Source organism: Shewanella sp. TC10 (assembly GCF_009663145.1).
In the GTDB taxonomy this organism is placed as follows: Bacteria; Pseudomonadota; Gammaproteobacteria; order Enterobacterales; family Shewanellaceae; genus Shewanella.
This window is the reverse complement of sequence record NZ_VKHR01000036.1, coordinates 14,406-37,837: the sequence shown is the minus strand read 5'-3', so window position 1 is coordinate 37,837 and position 23,432 is coordinate 14,406. Positions and strand designations below refer to the sequence as shown.

At 41.1% G+C, this 23,432-nt stretch carries 17 protein-coding genes; 7 read left to right on the top strand and 10 right to left on the bottom strand.

Annotation, left to right across the window (positions count from 1 at the left end; all coding sequences use genetic code 11):
- Window positions 1–66: 66 nt before the first annotated feature.
- The 4 genes from FNZ24_RS13230 to lpxL form a co-directional block, all read right to left on the bottom strand.
- The gene (locus FNZ24_RS13230) at window positions 67–1,617 is read right to left on the bottom strand and encodes a M16 family metallopeptidase (RefSeq protein ID WP_153915026.1); all 1,551 of its coding nucleotides are present in this window, start codon (window positions 1,615–1,617) and stop codon (window positions 67–69) included.
- Between the two features lie 54 nt (window positions 1,618–1,671).
- Window positions 1,672–3,147 carry a M16 family metallopeptidase gene (locus tag FNZ24_RS13225; protein WP_153915024.1) on the bottom strand — a complete coding sequence of 492 codons (1,476 nt, stop codon included), beginning with the start codon at window positions 3,145–3,147 and terminating at the stop codon, window positions 1,672–1,674.
- 179 nt (window positions 3,148–3,326) lie between these two features.
- Window positions 3,327–4,292 carry a L,D-transpeptidase family protein gene (locus tag FNZ24_RS13220; protein ID WP_153915023.1) on the bottom strand — a complete coding sequence of 322 codons (966 nt, stop codon included), beginning with the start codon at window positions 4,290–4,292 and terminating at the stop codon, window positions 3,327–3,329.
- Between the two features lie 370 nt (window positions 4,293–4,662).
- Window positions 4,663–5,589, bottom strand: coding sequence for an LpxL/LpxP family Kdo(2)-lipid IV(A) lauroyl/palmitoleoyl acyltransferase (lpxL, locus tag FNZ24_RS13215; protein ID WP_153915021.1), 927 nt, complete (start codon window positions 5,587–5,589; stop codon window positions 4,663–4,665).
- A gap of 104 nt (window positions 5,590–5,693) precedes the next feature.
- Between lpxL and hldE the strand changes: the two genes are divergently transcribed.
- Together hldE and FNZ24_RS13205 are read left to right on the top strand one after the other, a co-directional pair.
- Complete coding sequence (hldE, locus tag FNZ24_RS13210) at window positions 5,694–7,124, top strand: bifunctional D-glycero-beta-D-manno-heptose-7-phosphate kinase/D-glycero-beta-D-manno-heptose 1-phosphate adenylyltransferase HldE (protein WP_153915019.1); 1,431 nt, start codon at window positions 5,694–5,696, stop codon at window positions 7,122–7,124.
- Window positions 7,124–8,275: a hypothetical protein gene (locus tag FNZ24_RS13205; protein ID WP_153915017.1), complete on the top strand. Its 1,152-nt coding sequence runs from the start codon at window positions 7,124–7,126 to the stop codon at window positions 8,273–8,275. Before hldE ends, FNZ24_RS13205 begins: the two co-directional genes overlap by 1 nt.
- Before the next feature lie 54 nt (window positions 8,276–8,329).
- Here FNZ24_RS13205 and FNZ24_RS13200 read toward each other — a convergent pair whose 3' ends face one another.
- The 5 genes from FNZ24_RS13200 to FNZ24_RS13180 all read right to left on the bottom strand — a co-directional run bounded on the left by FNZ24_RS13200 (window position 8,330) and on the right by FNZ24_RS13180 (window position 14,034).
- Entirely contained in the window at window positions 8,330–9,688 is a 1,359-nt protein-coding gene (locus tag FNZ24_RS13200; protein ID WP_153915015.1) for a MipA/OmpV family protein, read from the bottom strand.
- Window positions 9,689–9,865: 177 nt separating this feature from the next.
- On the bottom strand, window positions 9,866–10,879 hold the full coding sequence (locus tag FNZ24_RS13195) for a sensor domain-containing diguanylate cyclase (protein ID WP_153915013.1): 1,014 nt from the start codon (window positions 10,877–10,879) through the stop codon (window positions 9,866–9,868).
- A 301-nt stretch (window positions 10,880–11,180) separates the two neighbouring features.
- The gene (locus tag FNZ24_RS13190) at window positions 11,181–12,560 is read right to left on the bottom strand and encodes an NAD(P)(+) transhydrogenase (Re/Si-specific) subunit beta (RefSeq protein ID WP_153915011.1); all 1,380 of its coding nucleotides are present in this window, start codon (window positions 12,558–12,560) and stop codon (window positions 11,181–11,183) included.
- Between the two features lie 5 nt (window positions 12,561–12,565).
- The gene (locus FNZ24_RS13185; protein ID WP_055025191.1) at window positions 12,566–12,841 is read right to left on the bottom strand and encodes an NAD(P) transhydrogenase subunit alpha; all 276 of its coding nucleotides are present in this window, start codon (window positions 12,839–12,841) and stop codon (window positions 12,566–12,568) included.
- 5 nt (window positions 12,842–12,846) lie between these two features.
- The gene (locus FNZ24_RS13180) at window positions 12,847–14,034 is read right to left on the bottom strand and encodes a Re/Si-specific NAD(P)(+) transhydrogenase subunit alpha (protein WP_153915009.1); all 1,188 of its coding nucleotides are present in this window, start codon (window positions 14,032–14,034) and stop codon (window positions 12,847–12,849) included.
- Between the two features lie 371 nt (window positions 14,035–14,405).
- On the opposite strand from FNZ24_RS13180, the gene FNZ24_RS13175 reads away from it, so the two are divergent.
- The 4 genes from FNZ24_RS13175 (at window position 14,406) to FNZ24_RS13160 (ending at window position 21,270) form a co-directional block, all read left to right on the top strand.
- Window positions 14,406–16,190, top strand: a complete 1,785-nt coding sequence (locus FNZ24_RS13175; RefSeq protein WP_153915007.1) for an assimilatory sulfite reductase (NADPH) flavoprotein subunit — start codon at window positions 14,406–14,408, stop codon at window positions 16,188–16,190.
- A gap of 94 nt (window positions 16,191–16,284) precedes the next feature.
- On the top strand, window positions 16,285–17,976 hold the full coding sequence (gene cysI, locus FNZ24_RS13170; RefSeq protein ID WP_153915054.1) for an assimilatory sulfite reductase (NADPH) hemoprotein subunit: 1,692 nt from the start codon (window positions 16,285–16,287) through the stop codon (window positions 17,974–17,976).
- A 36-nt stretch (window positions 17,977–18,012) separates the two neighbouring features.
- A complete protein-coding gene (locus FNZ24_RS13165) occupies window positions 18,013–18,753 on the top strand; it encodes a phosphoadenylyl-sulfate reductase (protein ID WP_153915004.1) in 741 nt (246 codons plus the stop codon).
- Between the two features lie 795 nt (window positions 18,754–19,548).
- On the top strand, window positions 19,549–21,270 hold the full coding sequence (locus FNZ24_RS13160) for a hypothetical protein (RefSeq protein ID WP_153915002.1): 1,722 nt from the start codon (window positions 19,549–19,551) through the stop codon (window positions 21,268–21,270).
- Window positions 21,271–21,431: 161 nt separating this feature from the next.
- On the opposite strand, the gene FNZ24_RS13155 is transcribed toward FNZ24_RS13160, so the two are convergent.
- The gene (locus FNZ24_RS13155) at window positions 21,432–22,331 is read right to left on the bottom strand and encodes a phospholipase A (protein ID WP_153915000.1); all 900 of its coding nucleotides are present in this window, start codon (window positions 22,329–22,331) and stop codon (window positions 21,432–21,434) included.
- A gap of 265 nt (window positions 22,332–22,596) precedes the next feature.
- Here FNZ24_RS13155 and cobA point away from each other — a divergent pair, with 265 nt between their 5' ends.
- Entirely contained in the window at window positions 22,597–23,409 is an 813-nt protein-coding gene (cobA, locus tag FNZ24_RS13150; RefSeq protein ID WP_153914998.1) for a uroporphyrinogen-III C-methyltransferase, read from the top strand.
- The last annotated feature ends 23 nt before the right edge of the window (window positions 23,410–23,432 follow it).

The following is a 23,432-nucleotide window of genomic DNA, read 5'->3' as shown; positions in this document are numbered from 1 at the left end:
AAGCTTTAATCCTGCTATATGTTAAGTGATACTCGCACTAACTGCGGTGCGATGACGAGGCTTTGATTAATTCGCTGAGATAGGCTTTATTTGCCAGTCAGGTAGTTTGTCTCGAATATCTTGAGTAATTTTGTCGGCATCACCACGTAATACAATCATAGGCTGACTAGAAAATGTCTCGATGGACAGTTGTAATAATTGCTCAGGTGATAATTGACGAATCGCATTAATTTGCAGCTGTGCTTGTTCAGCTGTTTTACCGGCTAAAACATGTCTAATATAATCACTCTCATGGCCAAATGTAGTATCTAAGCTGAGTAAGCGTTGGCCAATTAGGTAAGTTGCTACCGAATCAATTTCAGCTTGACTGACTTTTTGCTCTGTTAGTAGCTGAGTATGATCTAATATCCCTTGCACAAAAGCACCTGAGTTTTCTAACGCCGTACTGCCATAGAAATATAAATATTGGCTTAAAGGTGCGTCAATACAGCGGCCATAAATCCCATAGGTAAGGCCACGGACTTCTCGTAAATCATAAAATAACCTTCCGGAGTAACTCCGACCAAGCAAGGGGGCAATTGTCTTACAGCCTATTGTTTCATTCTTTGTTACAAACCCTACACGCACTTGGGTTTGAACGGTATCGGGTGCGTCAATGATGTAGATAGTTTTGGCGACTTTCGTAGATGGAGCGGGATTGTTATCAGCCGTTAGATTCTGATTAGATGCATGAGCATCAATCGTTGGACCTTGTATTGTATGGGCTTGTATTCTAGGGGCTTGTATTGTTGAAGCTTGCATTAACCATAGAGGCCAATCGTAATTATTTTCTGTAAAGCTTTCGCTGCTCTTTTCAAAGGTGCGAGTAAACAAGTGCCACTGCAACTTATCTCTTGTCGCTATATGCAACTGCTGTAGTTGCTTTGGCTTTGTGAGTTCATTGATTAATTCTTGGTTATTGATATTAAGATTGTACGGGTGATCAACCCCGAGTAATTGCTGACGAAATACCTTGTCAATTTCAGAGCCAGTAAATGCGCCAATATGCTTATTGAGCTTGAGGTTTCTTTGGACTGTTTCAAGATTGATATTATCGAGAGATTTATTCTGCCAAAAATCCATCATCACTTTCTGCATTTGGGGAGAGGAGGCTGAACACTGCATTGTGATAGCCATGCTATGTAAGCTAGCTCTAAAACGGATGCTGTCGTAGCAGGCTATCAGCTCAGCTGATTGTTGCAGGTTGGCGAGTTGAGTTCTTCGTTGTGAAAACGCTTCTATCAGCACATCAGGGCTTTCAAGTGCAGAGTGTGGTGATATACCTATAAAGTAAATGCTGTTTAGGCTTTGATCACTTGTCGTTTCTTGGTCTGTTTGCCGTTGGTTCAGTAGCCATTGATGGGTTGTAAATCGGTCACTGAGTTTAATACTAGTGAGTTCTTGGCTAGGTGTTTCGGTTACAGCGCTAGATAACGGCTGTAAAACTGGTGCGTTGGCTAACTGAGTCAGCTTAGGCGTATTGGGTGGCTGGGATTCAGTAAAATTTATTGGAGAGTGTTGGCAGCCCATTAAAATTAGACTGAAAATACATATTATACGCGTTAGATATTGTTTCATTTGTATTCTATTCTCATCAGTCTTAAATCTCTTCATTGTTAGCCTCTAGCCTTATCAGAGTGCCCATTGCTCTAATGTTTCAGCAAAGCCTTTTGGTAGCACTTCTAACAAGTTTTTCCCCCAACGAATGTACCAAGGCGGTAGTAAGTCCACTCTCACCGATTTATCAATAAAGTATTGCTGGGTGACTCGCTGAATATCAAGGGAAGTGACTTTTTGGGTTCTCTGCCAAGGCTGGGTTATTGGGAAGTTTTTATCCCTAACTGAAGTATTTGATAAGTATTTAGCCATGTTTTGGCTGCTTGCCAGCTTTTGTTGCAGATCGTTAATCGCTACGGCTTTTAAGCCGCATAAGTCATTCGCATCAATACCATTTTCGACTACTTCAGTGAGAAGAGAGTCCACCAATTGTTGAAGTTCATTAAGCGAGGTATTGGCTCTTGGCACTAATACGAGATTGGTAACACCATGATCTTCCATGGTTAATGGAATAGAGTAACTGAGCATTTGTGGCGGATTATCTATGGTATTGGCCGCAAGCGCATTTTTTAGGTTTTGAAACAGGTGGCTTTGCAACAAGGCAATTGTTTCGAAATCGGGGTGCTGCCTTCCAACGGTATGCCATGCCAATAACAGTGCTGGCCATGGTCCACGCTCATCGACTATTTCTGTTTTAACCGCTTTTGGATTAACCGTGATGGGGGCGAACTTATCATGGGGCTGATCAGGTGCTTGCCAAGCTGCAAAATATTCTTCAACTGTTTGTAGAGTATTATTATCAAGTTTCCCTACTAAGGATAACTGCATGGCATCGGGGCGATAGTAACGCTGATGAAATTGTATTAGCTCCTCTGCCGTTGCGCTGGTGACATCAGCTTTACTGCCTATGATGGCATGGTCATACTGACTTCCAGCAACCTGTGAAAGTAAAAACTCCATAGCAGGGCGAAGGTAAGGTTGATTATCAATGGTGGTAGCCATTTCTTCTAACACTGCACCTTGCTGATTTTTGACTGTGGTTTCGGATAATACGGGGCGGATAAATCGATCGGACTCAAGAAATAAGCTTAGTGCTAAAGCCTGTGCTGGTAAGGTGACAAAATAGTTAGTGTAGTCAAAATGGGTACTGGCATTAAAGCGGGCACCTATAGCGCTCATTTGTTGAGGGTAGCTATCATTTGGTGCATTTTGACTGCCCTTAAACAGTAAGTGTTCGAATAAATGTGCGTAGCCCGTTTGACCTGTTGGTTCGTTACGCGAGCCTACATTAAATTGGCTAGCAATAGATACGGTGGCTTGTTGAGGGCGATTAACTTGCCTGACGATTAACCCGTTATCAAGTTCACTTAGTGTGATTTGTTGTTCAAGGTGAGTAAGTTGTTCTACTTGGGGGGAAAGCTCACATTGAAATGCAGTCACTTTAAATGGCAGCAGACCTAATGTTAGTCCACAGGTGATTATCAAAAATAATGCAAAAGAGGGTGATTTACATTTATCACTCGTGAATATTTGAGTGGGAGTTTTGTTCATAACCATTTGCAATCAATCACCGCGAGTAAAGCAACAATGGTTTTAGACTACTGATTTACCGAACATTACTCAAGTTGGAAAGTAAAAGGTGTTTGGGGACTTAACTGATAACAACACGCTAAGCCGAAAATAAAAATGGCTTAGCATGTACGTAATCAAGTTTGTTGTTTGAGAAGGAACTATTCAGATTCGACTGGGGTTACTTCTTCATCTAATTGTGCATGTTGAATGCTATTGATGCGAGTTGGGATCCCCGTTCGCTGCTCTAGTAAACGTTTTAGGGTGAAAGAATCAGTTTCAGCATGAGCGACAATTGAAGTGATATTTTTATCTAAACTCAAAGGGAGTTGCTCAGATGATTCAAACTGTTCAACTGTTTCGGATAAAGGCTGATGTACCTCTAAGTAACGATTACCATCAGGTTCAACAGTGGCTTTAATCGGCTGGTTAATAAATTCAACTCGGGTTCCTACTGGAACTGAGTTAAATAAATGTTCGATATCTCCATCACGTAATCTTACGCAGCCTTGGCTCACACGAAGTCCAATACCAAAAGACGCATTAGTACCGTGAACGGCAAAATAATTACCTACATACAATGCAAATAAGCCCATAGGATTATCTGGACCTGCTGGCCATACATCAGGTAGTTCTATCCCTTTAGCCGCATAAATTTTTCGAGTGTTTTGTGTTGGAGTCCAAGTTGGGTTTGCACGCTTTCGGTACACTTGAGTTACCCAGTTTTCAGGAGTATCTCGACCTACTTGGCCAATACCGATAGGTAAAACTTCTACAGTGTTTTTTCCCTTTGGGTAGTAATACAGTCGCATTTCCGCACTGTTAATCACAATACCTTTACGCGGTGTATCAGGCAAAATAAGCTGGTGTGGAATAACTAATGTGCTACCTGGCTTTGGTAAGTACGGGTCAACACCAGGGTTTGCTTCCATCATGTTGCTTAACCCTAATTGGAACTCAGCTGCGATAGCTTCTAAGGTGAGCTTCCCTTCGGGAACAACATAATATTGGTTTTCACCAATGAGTCGGCTGTCTTTAGCTGGCAAACGATATTCTACTGCTGCAGCATTTAAGCTGGCAAAAAGGGTAGAAACAGCAATCAATGTAGCGCAAAACGACTTTAACATAAGGGCGACACGTTCCTAATTATTGGCTGACCCAGCGTAGATAGTAAACTGGGTTTTAAATACGGTATTAGCAAAATTGATTATATCATCGAGCTAAAATTACAGTGCGAGTATCTCTACAATGCTAAATCTAATACTTAGTAATTAGTTTAAGCATATTGAGCTTGGCATCGTTGATCATTTCTTATCTGATTTCAAGCTGAGAGGTTACTTTATTAGCGTTTTCTCAATTGAATATAAAAGGTAACCCTAAACAGTCACCTTTCGTTAAAGAGATTAACGACAGCAATTCACTGTACTCATTAATTACACTTTAACTTCACTATGTTTATAAAAGCTCGAATATAAAAGCTTCATTCTTATGCGAGTATCACTCGTAAAGAGAAGGCGTTTCCTTTGTTGGACGAGTTTTAAATCTTCTGTGGAGCCACATATATTGGCTTCGATTTCTATCAATGATGTTTTCAATAATTTTATTACCGCGGATAGCATCTGCTAATTCATCTTCACCTGGGAAGTGTTCCAGTGGTGGCATAATTTCCATATGGTAGCCGTTGTCTTTGCTATTGCGCTCGACAAAGAAAGGTAGCACTTTAGCTCGTCCCAGCTTAGCCAATGTTGTTGCGCCAGTAATCGTTGCGGCATCTGGTACGGCATACAGAGGAATAAATACTGCGCTAGAGCGGCCAAAATCTTGGTCAGCGGTATACCAAATGACATCTGGATTTCTAAGGCTTCTTACCATATTTCGGATATCACGTTTTGGCACTAAACCTTTATTAGAACGAAGACGCCCATTAACCTGTAGGTATTCCATAACTGGGTTGTCGTGTGGACGATATACCCCGATCCCTGGCTGAAATTGGCCAAACATTCTTGCGCCCATTTCAAGTGGTAAACAGTGCACTGCAAAGAGAATCACGCCATGACCACTATCTAGTGTATCGGTGACGTGTTGATCGCCTTTCATGGTCATATGGCGCTGTATTTTATCGTTAGACCACCACCAAGCATTAATAGTATCGAAAATGGCTTTGCCAGTTTCTTCAAAGTTACGTTTCAGTAGCGTTTCTCTTTCTTCAGCAGGCATCTCAGGGAAGCATAACGCTAGATTTCGGTCTGCTGTATGTTTTCGACTTTTAGCAAATTTAAGCACTAAACGTCCAAGTCCTGCACCCATTGCCATCTGCCAACGTAATGGTAATACTTGGGTAAGTCTCATGAAACCAACACCTAACCACAATGGCCAGTGTTTTGGGTGTAATAAATGAGAACCAAATTGCGCTTTTTCTACCACGTGTCACTCAACCTTTATTAAAAATTAGTTGCTATTCTAACTTAATTTTATAGCAAAATTAGGTACAATCACGGTTTAATGTCAGCAAAAAGAAAAAGTTTATTATGAAGGTATCTCTACCAGCATTCGAAAAAGCCCGTGTTCTTGTTGTCGGTGACGTCATGCTTGACCGATATTGGGTTGGCCCAACGGGTCGTATTTCACCAGAAGCGCCAGTACCTGTAGTGAACATTAATGAAATTGAAGACCGCCCGGGCGGTGCTGCTAACGTTGCATTGAATATTGCAGCACTTGGTGGCCAAATTCAGCTGGCTGGTATTGTTGGTGCAGATGAAACTGCCCAAGCATTAACGGTAGGGGTTCAAGCTCAAGGTGTTGAGCCTCGTTGGTTAACTGTTGCCGAAAAGCCAACGATTACTAAGTTACGTGTGTTCTCCCGTAACCAGCAATTAATACGTTTAGATTTTGAAGAGAAATATGCCAAAGCGGATAGCGAAAACCTATTTAGCAGCAGCGAGCCTATTTTAGATGATGTCGATGTCTTAGTGCTTTCTGACTACGCTAAAGGCGCAATTGATTCTCCGGTTGAATTTATTGCTAAAGCCCGAGCTAAAGGGGTGACGGTATTAGTTGATCCTAAAGGGACTGATTTCGCTAGGTATCGCGGCGCTTCATTATTGACTCCAAACATGAGTGAATTCGAAGCGGTTGTGGGTACAGTTACTGATGAAGCGGACTTAATTGCTAAAGCAAAACAGCTTATTAAAGAGCATAATTTTGATGCTATGTTAGTCACTCGCTCAGAAAAGGGCATGACGCTAATCAGCCAAGATGAAGCTGAGTTACATATTCCAACTGTTGCCCGTGAAGTTTACGATGTAACTGGTGCAGGTGATACTGTGATTTCGGCATTAGCAACGTCACTCGCTGCGGGCAGTACGATGGCACAAGCATGTTCAATTGCGAATATTGCCGCAGGTGTCGTTGTGGCTAAGTTAGGTACAGCAACGGTTAGCCGGATAGAGTTAATTGAAGCGTTAGCCTTGAATCAAGGTGAGTCAGGCTTTGGCGTTGTGAGTGAAGACCAACTTGCTTACGCACTTGAGCAAGCTCGTTTACGTGGCGAGAAAGTGGTAATGACTAATGGCTGTTTCGATATTTTACATGCAGGCCACGTGAGCTACTTGCAACAAGCTAAAGCCTTAGGCGACCGTTTAATTGTTGCTGTAAATGATGATGCCTCTGTAAAACGTTTGAAAGGTGAAGGTAGACCGGTCAACCAAGAAGATCGCCGTATGGCTGTTTTAGCGGGTCTAGCATCAGTTGATTGGGTTATTCCTTTCAGTGAAGATACTCCACAACGTGTGATTAGTCGCTTATTGCCTGATTCGTTAGTAAAAGGTGGCGATTATAAAGTTGAAGAAGTTGCTGGTGGCGCTGAAGTGATGGCTGCAGGTGGCACAGTAGAAATACTTGGCTTCGAAGACGGTGTTTCAACTACGGCAATCATTGAAAATATTATGGCTAAAAAGTAGTGCGAACTCTGGCACTGTTATTACTTATCAGTGCCGTTAGCGTTAGTTCACTAGTGGTGGCTAACGCTGACTTAATTTCAATTGATTCTATTCACACTAGTGATTCAGCTAATTCAAGTTCAGTTTCAAGCTCAAACTCAAGTTCAAACTCAAACTCAAACTCAAATTCAAGTTCAAATTCAAGTCACTCAGATTCTAGTACCTTAGATTCTAGTAACAGTCTCAATGACGCGTTAGCATCTTATTATCCACAAAGTACACATCCCTCTAGTATAGAGCCAGCTAGTATAGAACTCACTGGTTTAGCGCAGCCATTAAACTCTTCAGCAAGTGTATTTATTCAGCATCCCGTTGCGAATAAAAGCGCGGTAATTTGCTCAATCAATGATTATGAACAGTGTCTATTACAGTTACCTAATGAAGTCGCAATTCAGTTACCAAGTTATGGGTTAATTAATCGAAGTTTAGGTTTAAAAACGGCTGTCGTTTTACCTATTAAAGATGAATATTTTGCGGGCATGATTATTGTGAATAATAGCTTGCCCTTGATGTTTCAAATCGTCGCTATCAATGGCCGAACTTACCAATTAGAGCTATCTCAGCAAGCGAAGCTAACCCTTTGGCATGAAGTCGGTCATTTAGAAAACATTGCTCAACAAGGTATAGGCTTACCTAAGACATTGAGTCCATATGAGCATGAGTGGCTTGCCGATATCTATCTTGCTTGGCGATTAGCGCACCAACACAAGGATTTAGTATTAGCATGGCAGCAACTGCACCGCCGAAATATGGCGATAATTAATAATAACGACAATATCAGCCACTGGAGCTCGCCACAATTACTATGGCTACTGACCCATTATCAAGTTGAAGATATGCTTGAGTTTCAGCAATACAGTGACTTTATCGCTAAAGTTTATCCGCAGATCCCATCTATAGATGCTGAAGAAATGATGGAAATATCCAGCCTTATTAAGCGCACATTTAACCATAGCGCAGTGCAACCTTTACCACGTTATATGTTTTGGCGTCAGGCTCGTTTGATTGAAATATTACGCCCAACATTAACCATATTGATGGGAGAAGAGGTTGCTGAGCAATGGCTTACTCAGCAATTTTCAGAGGCAGTTACGCAAATTAATGCTGAGTGAATTCTTGGCTTAATAACGACTTAAATAAGAACTTAGCAATAGAAAGCATTATTGTTAAAAGTGCCATTGCACATAGACTGTGTTGTAGTTACTGCCACCTTTAATACGTCCAAAAGCCGAACTTGTTTCAAAGATACCTGAACGGTGATGAATGCTGTAACCCAGCCATGCATTTTGTAGTGGTGCATGATTAAATACATCGCCAATGTTCACATCAAATGAAAAGTCTAAGTAGTTTAGTAACTTTGATGGGCGGTAATCTTTTTCATCGAGTTCACTCCCTTCAATATATGTGACTTCGGAAACGTAAGACAAGCCTTCAGCGACACCAATACGGAAACGCCAACCTAAATCAAGTGTATAAAAGGCTTTCACCCCTATCACTCCTTCGGCAATGTTATCTTGAACTTCAGAGTCATGGTGCCAAACACCACCGGCAGTAAAGTATAGATCGATAGGTAACGTAAATAAGCTATCGGATAATGGAATACCGTAGAATAACGATGTTAGCTGATTATTATATCTATCACCTTTTGCATTGCCGGTTAAGATATCGTTGAGGTTTGAAGGTGTAGCCCAGCCGTGAGCTACACGTAAAAACTCGCCACTTTCTTTGGGAATTGGGTTGGAATTTGGGCGCTTAGCATCTGGATAAAAGCCGAAACCAAAAAAGGAGTCGAACTGATATTGGTTTTCAATCGTCGGTAGATTGTAAATGTCATCTTCAAGGCGAGTGACCCCGAAATTGGCTAACAGGTATAAGTTGCTAGCTAAGTGGTAGCGGGTATTAAGCCCTGCTGAAAACGCCAGTCCTGCTCCAGGATCGATTAGATCTAAGCCATAATAATGTTCATTAAAACCGTCACTTTTCCACTGAAACTCAGCATAAGGGTTAAGCTGCCAATCCCCAGTTGTATAATGGTATTGAGTACGGGTATAACCGTAGTAGCGTTTATTGCCATCGCTTAAAAAGGCTGCATCAGCCTCTAAGCCACCTTTTTGGAACCGATATTGAAACCCTAGATCAAACGCATCTGATTGGGTTTCGTTTTGATATTCTTGCGGGATGTCTACAAAACGAAATCGAGTATATAAATTGACTTGATGTTCATCATTTTTCCAAATGTGTGCTCCCGCTTCTAAACCGTCGATGAAAAAATAGTCATTTTCAAACTCGATTAAGGGCATGACATCAGTTACTACATCATCTTCAGTGGCATATGGAATATCGGCGCGGCGCATTCCAATCCCAACGCCCCATTTGGCCGGGAAATATTTAACTTTTTCACTACTTTGCTGTGCAGATTCTGGCTGGCTTGCAGCCAAAGGTTCTATTTCGATATTTTCGCTAGCGTTAACGGTTAACGGACTAAGGCATAAGAGAAAGGGGATGCAGCGTGAATATCGAGACATAGAATTAACGACCAGTGATGAATTGGATTAAATTAACAAACGCTTGTTAAGTTAAGCCATAGAAGTTTAAGGGTTTATAATTGCTTGGAAGGGATTATAGCATGTCATTTTTTTATTGAAGTTAAATATGATGCATTTTCAAGCAGTTTGTTAGCTTTTACGCAAAAACAGAATTGCTTAACCTGTGAACTGAGCAATGGATTTAGGTTGTTGCCAAAAAGAATAGTTATGTTTTCCTGCTTGTTTGATGCCGTACATGGCATTATCTGCCTGCTCACAAACTTGGGTGAATTTATCATCATGGGCAAAGCAACTTATCCCGATACTTAGGCCTAAAGATACAAGCTTCTCATCAATAGTTTGTTGTTTTTTGAAATGAGCAATCAGTGCTCCTGCAAGAATACTAATTAATTGATACTCTGAAATTGACGTGATAATGACGAATTCATCACCGCCAATTCGGGCAACCTGCACTTTTGTACTCGGTAATAAAGTGTCGCAATAATGCTGAAGAGTAACGCTAATTTCTACTAAGGTTAAATCGCCAAAGCGGTGCCCGTGACGATCATTGATGTGTTTGAAATTATCAACATCAATAAATAATAGCGTACCTGATTGAAAGTCGGTCGCTGACTGCATCTCTTTGTAGGCTTTTTCTGCGGCTGCACGGTTTAATAGATCTGTTAATGGATCTCTGTGGGCAAGGCGGGCTAAATCTAACTGGTAACGTTTCTCTTGGGTAATATCAATGTGGGTGCCGAGAATTTTTAACGGGCTGCCATCTTGAGCATATTCTACAATTCTTCCACGATCAGAAACCCAGCGGACACTGCCATCTTTGTGGATCATCCGATGAACAGCTTGATATACCTCTTCTTTGCCGTTGATATGGTCTTCAAAAGCTTTGATCACCCACTCTTTATCTTCAGGATGCAAGCTGCCTTTCCAGCTTTCCATATTGGCAGCATATTCTTCATGGGTATATCCGAGTAATGTACCCCATTGTTGATTATATATAAGCAAATCACCTGAAGGCACATGTTGCTCCCACAAACATAAACCAGTGCCGTCCAAGGTGGCAGAGAGTTGTTGTTGAATCTGATTTCGCTGCTGCTTAAGCGCTTCATTTTCTTGTTGGAGTAGCTCAACTTGTTCAGTGAGCGCTTCAATCTGTGAAGCTAGGGTATCCATGTTAGCCAATCATCCGTGGGTTAGGTGAATTAGTATTTGTACGATTTTTAGCTTAAATAGTCAATTGTCTTCCATAGTAGATAAATATTTACTAATCCTAATCAGAATAACGAGAGTGAGCTTATTTAATTGATATTTTTCTAAAAGAATCGCGACGAGGAAAATTAATCAAGTTTTATTTGGCTGTATAATGAACAGGATTTGGTTGGTAGTGATTACTTTTTATAAAGCAAATACAAAAAAGGCCGCTAAGCGGCCTTTTGTATATCTAAATACTATCTCATTTAGCTTGCTGAGATGATCAATCAGCTTCTTTTAAGCTGGCGGTTAACTCAACAATACCTTTCTTACCATCACCGAATAACATTAATGCGTTATCCATAGCGAATAGTGGATTAGGCAAGCCTGCAAAGCCTGGGCTTAATGAACGTTTAATCACTACGACAGTTCTTGCTTTATCAACGTTAAGAATTGGCATGCCGTAAATTGGGCTGCCTTTATCTTCACGAGCCATTGGGTTGGTCACGTCATTCGCGCCAATAACAATTGCGACATCGGCTTGCTCGAACTGCGGATTAATCTCATCCATTTCGATGAGTTGGTCATAAGGTACTTCTGCTTCTGCAAGTAATACGTTCATGTGACCAGGCATACGTCCTGCCACTGGATGGATTGCATATTTAACATCAGTGCCACGGCTTTGAAGTACGTTAGCCAGTTCTCGAACAGCGTGCTGGGCCTGAGCCATTGCTAAACCATAACCTGGAACAATTACTACGCGCTCAGCTGTTTCAAGCATCATTGCAATTTCATCTGGTGAGGTCGATTTCACTTTACCTGCGTAAATTTCATCAGCATCGACCTTCTCGCCGCCTTCAGCCATCACACCAAATAACACATTAAACAATGAGCGGTTCATCGCTTTACACATGATTTGGGTCAGAATAATACCTGAAGCGCCGACTAAAGAACCTGACACAATCAGTACAGTGTTGCCAGTGATAAAACCAGTTGTTGCAGCAGCAATACCCGAGTACGAGTTAAGCAGTGCAATAACAACAGGCATATCTGCGCCACCAATAGGTACAACCAGTAGCACACCTAAAACGACAGCTACGGCAACTAACGCATACATTAAGTTAGTGTTGGTTGGATCCATAACAATCGCAATGGCTAAGCCAATAGCACTCAGCAAAAGGATGGCATTTAATGGTTTATTGCCCGGCACTTTAATCGGGTTGCCCGAGATAAGCTCTTGCAGTTTGGCAAATGCCACAAATGATCCTGACAAGGTGACAGAACCAATAATAATGGTCGCACCAATAGAGATTAGCGCCACAGTATTAGTCGCTGCTGCAGGGTCAAGAAAACTTGCTGCTGCAATAGCCAGTGAGGCGCCACCACCAAAACCATTAAGTAATGCAACCATTTGTGGCATGTCGGTGACTTTGATTTTGGTCGCCATAAGCGCACCGATTGTGCCACCCACTAGTACACCGGCGATGATCCATTCATAGCTAAGAATACTTTGATCAAATAAGGTGACTACCACTGCAATGAACATCCCCATTGCTGATAGTTGGTTACCTCGCACTGCGGTACGTGGTTTTGTTAGCCCTTTAATACCTAGAATAAATAAGACTGCGGCAACAAGGTAAGCTAAATAAATAAATGTTGTCATTGAGTCTATTTCCTTTTGAACATGGCTAGCATGCGGTTAGTTACCATGTAACCGCCGACCACGTTAATGGTAGCTAATACAACAGCAATAAAGCCGAGTACATTAACCATGATACCTGCGCCAGAACCTGCAGATAGTAATGCGCCAACCAGCGAAATACCTGAAATAGCATTCGAGCCAGACATTAATGGTGTGTGAAGAGTCGGTGGAACTTTAGTGATAAGCTCAACACCTAAAAATACTGCTACTACAAAAAGAGTCAGTAATAGTAATAAGGTCATATCCATTATGCTGTCTCCTCAGACGCTGCTTCAGGGGGCTCTATTGGGGCTAAACCCAACAGGTCGCGCAGACGTGCGCTGCTGACATCATTATCATGAGCAACAACGGTATCTCGTACAATTTCATCTTCGAAATCAAGTACGAGCTCACCTTCTTTATTGACTAGAAGGTTAAGTAGGTTCTCAACATTTTTACCGTACATTTGGCTGGCATGATTCGCTGCAGTGCTTGGCACATTTGACGGGCCTAAAATCATCACGCCATTATGCATAATGACTTCATCAACTTGAGTTAACTCACAGTTACCGCCACTTTCCGCCGCTAAATCAACAATGATGGTGCCGCTTTTCATACCATCAACCATTTCTTTGGTAATAAGAACTGGTGCTTTACGACCAGGGATAGCCGCTGTCGTAATCACGATATCTTGTTGGGCAAGTACATTCGCCATAGCTTGTTGCTGACGCTTTAAGAAGTCATCACTTTGCTCAGTGGCATAACCACCTTTGGTTTCGGTATTTTCAGCTTCAATATCAAGTTCAACAGGTTTAGCACCAACTGAAATAATTTGCTCGCGAGCAGCTGGGCGGATGTCATAAGCTTCAACGACAGCGCCTAAACGTTTTGCGGTCGCACAAGCTTGAAGACCTGCTACGCCGACACCCATAATGAATGCACGAGTTGGTTTTAATGTACCAGCTGCTGTCATCATCATTGGAAATAAGCGCGGGGCTTTATGGGCTGCAAGTAGTACGGCTTTATAGCCTGAAATAGTCGCCATTGAAGACAACACATCCATGCTTTGAGCTCGAGTAATACGCGGGATTAATTCAAGCGCGATTGCACTGCCACCTGTTTTGGCGATGGTTTGGGCATTTTGAGGATTAACTAACGGATCCATCATCCCTATTACCAATTGATGCGGTTTTAACACAGCACTAATTTCATCAAATTGGTCACCCTTACAGTTTACAACTGTAATGATATCGGCTTCAGTGAGTAGAGCTTCTCGAGAAGAAGCTATCGTGGCTCCAACCTTGACGTAATCGTCATCGGTAAAGCCTGCTTGTTGTCCAGCGCCTGATTCTACGATCACTTGTAGCTGTTTTTTCATTAAAATGGTCACATTGGCAGGAATAAGGGCAACACGTTGCTCACCTGAGTGACTCTCTTTCGGTAGACCTAATTTCAAAAGGACAACCTCTTAGTTATATGTAGGGAAGGGTCGGGTCGTTTGAGCACTTAAATTATTGCGACATATAAAACCACAATAGCTATTTCAAGCTAAAAGTGAATATCGACAATTCAATCTCAAAAATTTTTACTTCATTTATTTCTTAAGTGCATCATTCTGGCAATTCTTAGATATGAAACAAGTAAAGAATGCATAAAACCGCATTTTTATCGTGGTCTTACCTAAAAGTTTGCGCTACACCACACTTTTGTAGCCTAAAAAATCGCCTTTGCATATTCCTTAATGGAATAAAAAAGTAATTTTTATTATTTTTTGGTTTTAAGCATTAGGAGTAATCTGATGATATTAAACTGTTATAAGGCCATCTAATGTTGTTAAAAGAACTTTCTTCATTCGCGTCGCCATTGTCTCAAGGACAAGTCGACAAGCTAAAACAGCTCACATCTGAGTTATCTGCAACGCAATTAGCTTGGGTTAGCGGCTATTTGGCAGCATCGTCAAACCAAGGCCAAGTTGCGGCGTCACCAGAAACAGCAGCTGCTCAAACAGTAACGATTTTATTTGGTAGCCAAACGGGTAACGGTAAAGCCATTGCAAAAGAACTTGCAGCACAAACTAGTGCAAAAGGCTTTGCTGTCAATTTAGCTTCGATGGCTGACTACAATGTTCGACAGTTGAAACAAGAAACTATCTTACTTGCTGTTGTGAGTACCCATGGTGAAGGTGAAGCACCTGATGATGCTATTGAACTTCATAAATTCCTAGCTTCAAAACGTGCCCCTAAACTTGATCAACTTAACTTTTCTGTGTTGGCACTGGGAGATACCAGTTACGAGTTTTTCTGCCAAACAGGTAAAGATTTCAGTGAGCGCTTAACTGCGCTAGGTGCAAAAGAGTTACTGCCTATCGTTGAGTGTGACGTTGATTACGAAGAAGCGGCAGAGCAATGGCAAGAGCAAGTAATAGAAGCTGTTGAACCTTTAGTGCAAGCCAGTGGCGCTAGCGTAGTGTCAATCGACACAGCTAAAGCAACTTCAGAAAGCGAGTTCACTAAACAGCAACCTTATGAAGCTGAAATCTTACTTAGCCAAAAATTAACAGGCCGTGACTCTGATCGTGATGTTCGCCACGTAGAAATTGACTTAGGTGAATCAGGCATTAGCTATGAAGTCGGTGATGCATTGGGTATTTGGTTTACCAATAACCAAGCGTTAGTCAATGAAGTACTAAGTGGTTTATCCCTTGATGCGACAACAGAAGTCACTGTCAGTAAGCAAACAGTGACTCTAGAACAAGCCTTGGTTGAGAAGAAAGAGTTGACTCAATTGTATCCAGGTCTTGTGACAGCGTGGGCAGAACTTGCTGCTAATGACGAACTTTCAGCGATTGCTGCCGATAAAGAACAAACGCGTCAATTTGTACTTGGACATCAATTAGCAGACTTAATCAGTCTATACCCTATTCAAATTGATGCGGCTAAATTAGTTGAGCTGTTAAGACCGCTGACACCTCGTTTATATTCAATCGCTTCAAGCCAAGCTGAAGTGGAAAACGAAGTGCACTTAACTGTCGCATTAGTTGAAGATGAGCGAGCAGGACAAGCACGATTTGGCGGTGCTTCACATTTCTTAGCATCTGCAGAAGAAGGCCAATTAGTAAAGGTGTATGTTGAGCCTAATAAGCATTTCCGTTTGCCTGAAAATAATGACACACCTGTCATCATGGTTGGTCCAGGTACAGGCGTTGCGCCATTTAGAGCATTCATGCAGCAACGCGCGGCTGACGGTATTACTAGTGATAGCTGGTTATTTTTTGGTAACCCACATTTTGAGCAAGATTTCTTATATCAAGTCGAATGGCAGCAATACCTAAAATCTGGCGACTTATCTCGTTTAGACGTGGCTTTTTCACGTGACCAGGAACATAAAGTTTATGTGCAACATCGCATTGCTGAGCACGGTGAATCAATTTGGAATTGGCTACAAAGTGGCGCGCATTTCTATATTTGTGGGGATGCTGAGCGTATGGCGAAAGATGTGCATCAAGCATTAATCAATCTGGCGATGGAATTTGGCGGCCTAGATGAAGCAGGTGCTGAAAGTTATTTAGAAGATTTACGCAGTGCAAAGCGTTATCAAAAAGACGTTTACTAAGCACGACCAATCGTAGTCTTGATATAGACAATAAGAATAAAGCTGCGTTGGCCAATTGAGCGACCAACGCCGCAAGCATTAAAGAGGCCACATGATGAGTGAGCAAAAGTTAGCAGTAAACGAGTATTTAAAAACCGACAGTGATTACCTGCGCGGCACGATTAAAGAAGGGCTAGATACCCAAGTTACAGGCTCGTTTAGTGATGGCGATCAGCAGTTGATCAAGTTTCATGGCTTTTATCAACAAGATGATCGTGACTTACGTAATGAACGTAAAGAACAAAAATTAGAGCCACTTTATAGCTTTATGCTTCGTGCTCGCGTTCCAGGTGGCATTTGTTCACCTGAGCAGTGGTTAGATGTTGACAGAATTTCATCTACATTAACGACGTCTAACAGTATTCGTTTAACCACACGACAAACATTTCAGTACCACGGTATTCCAAAGCGTAACCTTAAGACGCTTATTCAAGGTTTAGATAGAGCTGCATTAGACTCTATCGCCGCCTGTGGTGATGTGAACCGAAACGTGATGTGTAATCCAAATCCGGTTGAGTCTAAGTTGCATCAGCAAGCCTACGTTGTGGCAAAAGAATTGTCGGATCATTTATTGCCTCACACTCGCGCTTACGCAGAGATTTGGTTGGATGAAGAAAAGTTACTAGACACTGAAACTAATGAGCCTGTTTACGGTAAAACCTATTTGCCACGTAAATTTAAAATGGCTGTAGCTGTGCCACCTGATAATGATGTCGATGTTTACACTAACGATTTAGGTTTTGTTGCTGTGGCTGAAGATGGCGAATTAGTTGGTTTCAACTTAGTCGCTGGCGGTGGCATGGGGTCTACCCACGGCGAAGTCGAGACTTTTCCACGTTTAGCTGATGATTTTGGCTTTATTAAAACTGCAGATGTGATTAAGTTTGCTGAAGCTGTGATGACGGTGCAGCGTGATTGGGGTAACCGACATAACCGTAAACGCTCGCGTTTAAAGTACACCATTGTTGATCACGGTGTTGCTGAATTTAAGGCTGAAGTTGAGAAACGTGCCGGAGTCAATTTTGAAGCTAAGCGCGATGTGGTGATTGGTGATCGTGGTGATCGCTATGGTTGGGTTAAAGGCATCGATGATAATTGGCATCTGACACTATTTATTGAAAGCGGCCGCATTAAAGATGAACCTGGTCAAACATTGCAAACGGGACTTCGCGAAATAGCCAAAATTCATAAAGGCGATTTTAGAATGACCTCTAATCAAAATATGATTATTGCAGGTGTGGCTGAACAAGATAAAGCTGCGATTGAAGACCTTGCCCGTAAGCATGGTTTCTTTGGCAAACTGATTAGCCAAACTCGTGGTCATTCAATTGCTTGTGTTGCTTTACCTACATGTCCATTAGCGATGGCAGAAGCTGAGCGTTACTTCCCAGAATTTATCGACCACATAGATGCACTGCAAACTAAACATGGTATTAGTGAACAGGCAATTGTAGTGCGTATGACGGGATGTCCAAATGGTTGTGCAAGACCGTTTGCTGCAGAAATCGGTTTAGTCGGTAAAGCACCAGGGCGTTATAACTTGTATTTAGGCGCAAGTTTTGAAGGCACACGTTTGAACAAGATGTACAAAGAAAACATTCAAGAAGCTGAAATTTTAGCTGAACTAGATAACTTGTTTGGTTTGTATGTGCAAGAGCGCGATGCTGGTGAAACTTTTGGTAACTTTACAGTCCGTCACGGCGTAGTTAAAGCTGTGAATGATGCTGCTAAGGATTTTCATGGATAAGGGGCGAATTGCTTCTTATTTGCTGAGGTCACGACTATGATCAATCAAAATGAGTTATTGGCAGTTTTGTCTGCACCAGAATCTGAGCAAAAAATTGTACTTGAACAAATTAATCAATTTTTGTCAGAGCTTACAGCACAAGAGCGAATTGCTTGGGGATTAGCTTATTTGCCTGGTACTCATGCTTTGTCGTCAAGTTTTGGTATTCAATCTGCTGTTATGTTGCATTTAACTAGCCAAGTTCAAGCTGATCTACCGGTGATTTTGACTGACACTGGGCATTTATTTCCTGAAACTTACCGCTTTATCGATCAGTTAACTGAACGTCTTAAGCTAAATCTTCAGGTTTATAAAGCTGAACAATCTTCAGCTTGGCAAGAAGCAAGATTAGGTAAGTTGTGGGAGCAGGGCCTTGATGGGCTAGATGAGTATAATCGCATCAATAAAGTTGAGCCTATGCAACGGGCGTTAAATGAGTTAAATGTGGGCACTTGGTTTGCTGGTTTACGTCGCAGTCAGGCTAGTACTCGTGAAGCTTTGCCAATTTTAGCCATTCATGGTGATAGATTTAAGTTGTTACCTATTATTGAGTGGACGAATAAAGATGTGCATGAATATCTCACTGAGCATCAACTGCCTTATCACCCTTTATGGGAGCAAGGTTATGTGTCTGTGGGCGATACACACTCGAGTAAACCGTTAGAGCTTGGTATGAGCGAAGAAGAAACGCGCTTTAACGGTTTAAAGCGAGAGTGTGGCTTGCATTACGAAATATAGATAATTCGTTTGAGTGGTTTATATTTATAAATATCAGATGTTTATATGAAATTGAATATGCCTCTTGAAATGAATAATAAGCAGCTTACTTTGATGGCGAGCGCATAAATATTATTGTCTCGCTTAAGCAATAAAGCGATCAAAACTTTGTCATTAGCTTGTCATAGTCACTGGTTAAGTTAATCAGTGATTAACATATGGCTTAGGTATAAATCAGGCATGATTAAAGTGAATTAAGTTTTATTCACTTTTGAGTACTTACTTAAAAGTATGCGCTATATTGGTGCTTCATTTAAGACTAAGGACTGATTTTTTATCTTGTTACATTTTTAATGAACAATTTATCCACAAAAGTATGCACAAGTTAATTTTATAGTCTAAATTGAGAAGTTCCCGTAGATGGTTTTTGTCGAAACATTAGGTTTGTGATTGCAAACCCCGTACCTCCAAAAGCCTAGCTCGTTCAATCGAGCTTCCTTAAGATTGGCTTGCTAGCGTAAGTACAATCGATTTAGGTTTCTCGGTTAGTCGCTTCAAGAGGCTAACCGAGAAACCAATCCTTCCTTTAATGCATCGCGAAAATCTTAACTTCAGCTGAATATCTTTGTAAAAATCTCAAACAAGCTCCGTTTTTATATGATCCTAAAATCAATTAATGCTAAGTTATTGCGAAACTTATTAAAAATTGAAGTCAGCTAATTTGTTGACTTATTTTGAATATCAATACTTAAGCCAATAACTCTCAAGGAAGAGTGACTTGTTTTAAATTACATGTGATTTATGGAGCTAAAAATAATGAAAAAACTCGCAATTGCTGCGGCGGTTATCGCCGTTGGTGCTGGTGCATATGTGCTGTCAGGTAAAGATGGTGGTACAACTTCTGATAACGAGATACTTCAGTACATTCCAGCAGATACATTGCTGTTTTCTGGTCAATTGACCCCTTTCCCATTAGAAGATTATTTGTATTCGATGCCAATGGGCGTCAACAGTAAAGTGTCGTTAGAGCAAATAGAGCAATCAGGTCCTTATAGTAGTGAACAAGAACGCTTTTTTGTAAGCTTATATAAAAGCTACTTAATGAGCTTTGAAAACCCTGAGGTCTTTTTAAAGACATTTGGTTTACCAGCAAATATTGAGTCTTACACATACACCCTAGGTGCTCTTCCTGTTTTTAAAATTCAAGTTGAAGATGAAAATGCCATTTGGTCGCTACTGGATAAAGCATCTGCTGAAAGTGGCTTAGTTCATAAGGCTGAGTCTGTAAAAGGTCAAGATTACCGTGCATACCCACTTATCGCAGAAGATGAATCTATCGATATGGTGTTTGCACAAAAAGATGGTTGGTTAACGATTACACTAAACACTTCATTTAATAAGCCTGAGCTGCTTGAAACAGCGCTTGGATTGACTAAAGTAGAAAATCCAATCAGTGAATCTGGCATGCTCGATGACATAGCTTCGACTCATGGTTTCTTAAAAGACAGTATTAGTTTTATCAACCACGTTGAATTAGTTAATGGCATAACATCAAGCGATGGCAATATGTTAGCTAAGCAGCTGACTAAGCTTGTTCAAATGGAAGGCTCTAACCAAGATCCTTTTGCTGAATTCAAAACCCCAGAATGTAAGGCTGAATTTAATTCTATCGCGGCTAATTGGCCACGCTCTGTGATGGGGCTTAATTCGTTTTCAGTTGACAGAAAAGAAACTAATTTTGATGCTGAAATCGTGATTGAATCAAATAACCAAGTGATCCTAGGCGCATTAACTAAAATGCGTGGCTTTATTCCAAGTTTTAGCCAAAACATCAACGATAACGTTGCTTCTTTAGCTATTGGTATGGATGTGATGCAACTGGCACCGGCTTTATCTGAGATTTGGAAGGACTTACAAACTCCTAGTTATCAGTGTGAAGCTTTAGCGCAAATGCAATATGGGGTAAGCGAGCAAAACCCTGCAATGCTCGGCATGATGACTGGGATGGCGAATGGTGTTAAAGGTATTAGTACCACAATCGTAGATTTCTCTTTAACTGATGAAAATGGCGAGCCAGGCTTTAAGCATTTAGATGCGCTTATTAGCTTATCGGCTGATGATCCTGAAATGCTACTGAATATGGTGCGTCCATTTGTGCCGCAATTAGCAAATATTCAGTTAGAGAAAAATGGTGATGCAGTAGATGTTACGCCTTACTTAATGCTGCCGCCTGAAATGGGGGTGACAGCTCAAATGGCAATGAAAGATAATCACTTGGTTATCTTTAGTGGTGACAAAGGCGAAGCATTAGCTGACAAACTAGCTACTGAACAGTTAGAGGCGAATGGATTAAATAGTGTTGCCTTAGACTATCAAAAGTTACTGAAGCCAGTATTTACGCTTATTGAAGAAAGTGGTGAGCCGATACCTGATGAGCTAGCAATGCTAAAAGATTACGATATGCGTATGCAATTTAGCCTTGATGTTACAGCTAAAGGTATTTCTATCTCGACTAAAGCAAATAGTACTGCCAAATAGGCTAGTCATTATCGAAGATCAAAAAAGGTGAACTCTAGGGTTCACCTTTTTTATGCTTAAAACCTTAATTTGATAGCTCTTGGGTATAGAGCTCTTGTGTATAGAGCCCTTATGTATAGAACTCTTATGTATAGAGCTCTTGCATTTAATAGAGCGTCAATCTATAAAATATCGTTTATTGAAACCCCGATACCAATGCGTTGGTTGTGATGATTGTAGTCAATCAAGCTTTCGCCGTAACCATTAAAGTATTGGGCATAGACTCTTAAGTTACCAAGGATCGGATAACTCCATGTTGCTTCCAAAGCGCCTTTATTCGGGCTGTCTAAATTATTGCGACCGGTGAGTGTAAATAGGTGTTCATCTAGGCCGTAAACAGCTTTAATTTCGAAGTTACCCATATAATCTTCGATATCGGGATTATCATCCCCATCAGGTGAGGTAGGTGTTTCTTTTTCATCTTCGGGTATTCGATACCAAGCTTTAAACCCTAAAGCGAATGGTCCGCGATCAAATATCATTTCACCATAAATTCGATTCCAGCTTCGGGATAGGCTGCCTGATTTACCATTTGATTGATGAACGGCACCAAAGCCCCAGAACGAGTTTCGCAGTCCTGCTATTTCCCAATCATTATTAAACAGCATAAAGATTTCAGGTTCGTGGTTGGTTTCTCGAAATGGAGAGGAGATGTCTTTATTGTAAACCTGCCAATATGACTGATTGGTATAGGCAAAAAATAAATGACCATTGTCACCAAAGACATTATGCCACAGAGGAAATTTAAAGCTGATTTGAAATTTGGCTTCAGCATTATCGACTTCTTCATCACCTCCTTCATTACCAGTTTTAAAATCGACGTAAGGATCAGAGTTTGGATTATCATTATAAGTATAAGGCAGTATGTAATTCACCTTATGAGGGGTAATAACGAAACGTTTTTCAGAGGTTTCAACTTCACTTTTCATTCTTTCATCAACCAAAGAATCTTCGGCAGCTACATTGGTGCTCAATGAAGAAAATAAGCACAGAATAAATGGTAAACTGAGTACTTTTGTCATAAATGCCCCCTTTATCTTTATAATTTTTGACAGATTATCACTGTGTTAACAAAGGTGAAACAAAATAGTTGATTTAAATGCATTTGCATGTAGATGGAATACTTGGAGGCTATAAAGGTGAGTTTACGTTGACGGAGCAGACTTAAAGCAAGTGATAATTCGACTCTATATAACAAAAAGTAATAAAGGCTAAGTTTTATCTATTGTATATGGAATATGTAAACCGCTATATTTAACCTAATTGAATAAAGTGGGGTTATAGGTAATGGCGTTAGTATCAATACCAGGCCAAGGGGCCAAAGGAAAAGTCTGGTTAGTTGGCGCAGGTCCTGGCGATGTTGAATTGCTGACAGTAAAAGCCTATAGAGTACTAAAACAGGCTGATGCAGTGTTGTATGATGCATTGGTTAGTCAAGATATCCTTGATTTGATCCCACAACATGCAGAGAAAATTGCTGTAGGTAAACGTGCTGGCAAACACAGTGCTGCTCAGGATGAAATCAATCAATTACTTGTCACTAAGGCTTTCACCCGTAAAAATGTGGTTCGTTTAAAAGGTGGCGATCCTTTCATATTTGGCCGCGGCGGCGAAGAGTTACAAACTTTAGTAGAAAGCGATGTGAATTTTGAAGTTATTCCAGGGATTACTGCTGCAAGTGGTACAGCTGCCTATACAGGGATCCCATTAACCCATCGTGACTATGCACAAGGGGTTTCTTTTATTACAGGGCATTGCCAATTAGAAAGTCGTCCAATGGACTGGCAAGGCTATGCGAATTCAAACAACACCTTAGTTGTTTATATGGGTATTTTAAATGCCAATATTATTAGCGACGGGCTTATGAGCCATGGTCGTTCGCCTGACACCCCAGTGGCTATTGTCTCCAAAGCCACCACATCATCGCAACAGCAGTTTATTGGTAAGTTAAGTGAGCTGCCACAGTTAGCCGCAGATCCTGCTCTGAAAATGCCAGCTTTGATGATCATAGGCGAAGTCGTTCAATTAGCTGATTCATTGAATTGGTTTAACCCAGCAGAAGTTGCAGAGAATCAAAAGTTAATTAACATTAGCTTGTGACGATATAAAACTATTCAATTAAA

Bases quoted from the DNA above. Each gene is read 5' to 3' on its own strand.
- FNZ24_RS13230 (WP_153915026.1), bottom strand. From the start codon at position 1,617: ATGAAACAATATCTAACGCGTATAATATGTATTTTCAGTCTAATTTTA.
- FNZ24_RS13225 (WP_153915024.1), bottom strand. From the start codon at position 3,147: ATGAACAAAACTCCCACTCAAATATTCACGAGTGATAAATGTAAATCA.
- FNZ24_RS13220 (WP_153915023.1), bottom strand. From the start codon at position 4,292: ATGTTAAAGTCGTTTTGCGCTACATTGATTGCTGTTTCTACCCTTTTT.
- hldE (WP_153915019.1), top strand. From the start codon at position 5,694: ATGAAGGTATCTCTACCAGCATTCGAAAAAGCCCGTGTTCTTGTTGTC.
- FNZ24_RS13200 (WP_153915015.1), bottom strand. From the start codon at position 9,688: ATGTCTCGATATTCACGCTGCATCCCCTTTCTCTTATGCCTTAGTCCG.
- FNZ24_RS13195 (WP_153915013.1), bottom strand. From the start codon at position 10,879: ATGGATACCCTAGCTTCACAGATTGAAGCGCTCACTGAACAAGTTGAG.
- FNZ24_RS13190 (WP_153915011.1), bottom strand. From the start codon at position 12,560: ATGACAACATTTATTTATTTAGCTTACCTTGTTGCCGCAGTCTTATTT.
- FNZ24_RS13185 (WP_055025191.1), bottom strand. From the start codon at position 12,841: ATGACCTTATTACTATTACTGACTCTTTTTGTAGTAGCAGTATTTTTA.
- FNZ24_RS13175 (WP_153915007.1), top strand. From the start codon at position 14,406: ATGTTGTTAAAAGAACTTTCTTCATTCGCGTCGCCATTGTCTCAAGGA.
- cysI (WP_153915054.1), top strand. From the start codon at position 16,285: ATGAGTGAGCAAAAGTTAGCAGTAAACGAGTATTTAAAAACCGACAGT.
- FNZ24_RS13165 (WP_153915004.1), top strand. From the start codon at position 18,013: ATGATCAATCAAAATGAGTTATTGGCAGTTTTGTCTGCACCAGAATCT.
- FNZ24_RS13160 (WP_153915002.1), top strand. From the start codon at position 19,549: ATGAAAAAACTCGCAATTGCTGCGGCGGTTATCGCCGTTGGTGCTGGT.
- FNZ24_RS13155 (WP_153915000.1), bottom strand. From the start codon at position 22,331: ATGACAAAAGTACTCAGTTTACCATTTATTCTGTGCTTATTTTCTTCA.
- cobA (WP_153914998.1), top strand. From the start codon at position 22,597: ATGGCGTTAGTATCAATACCAGGCCAAGGGGCCAAAGGAAAAGTCTGG.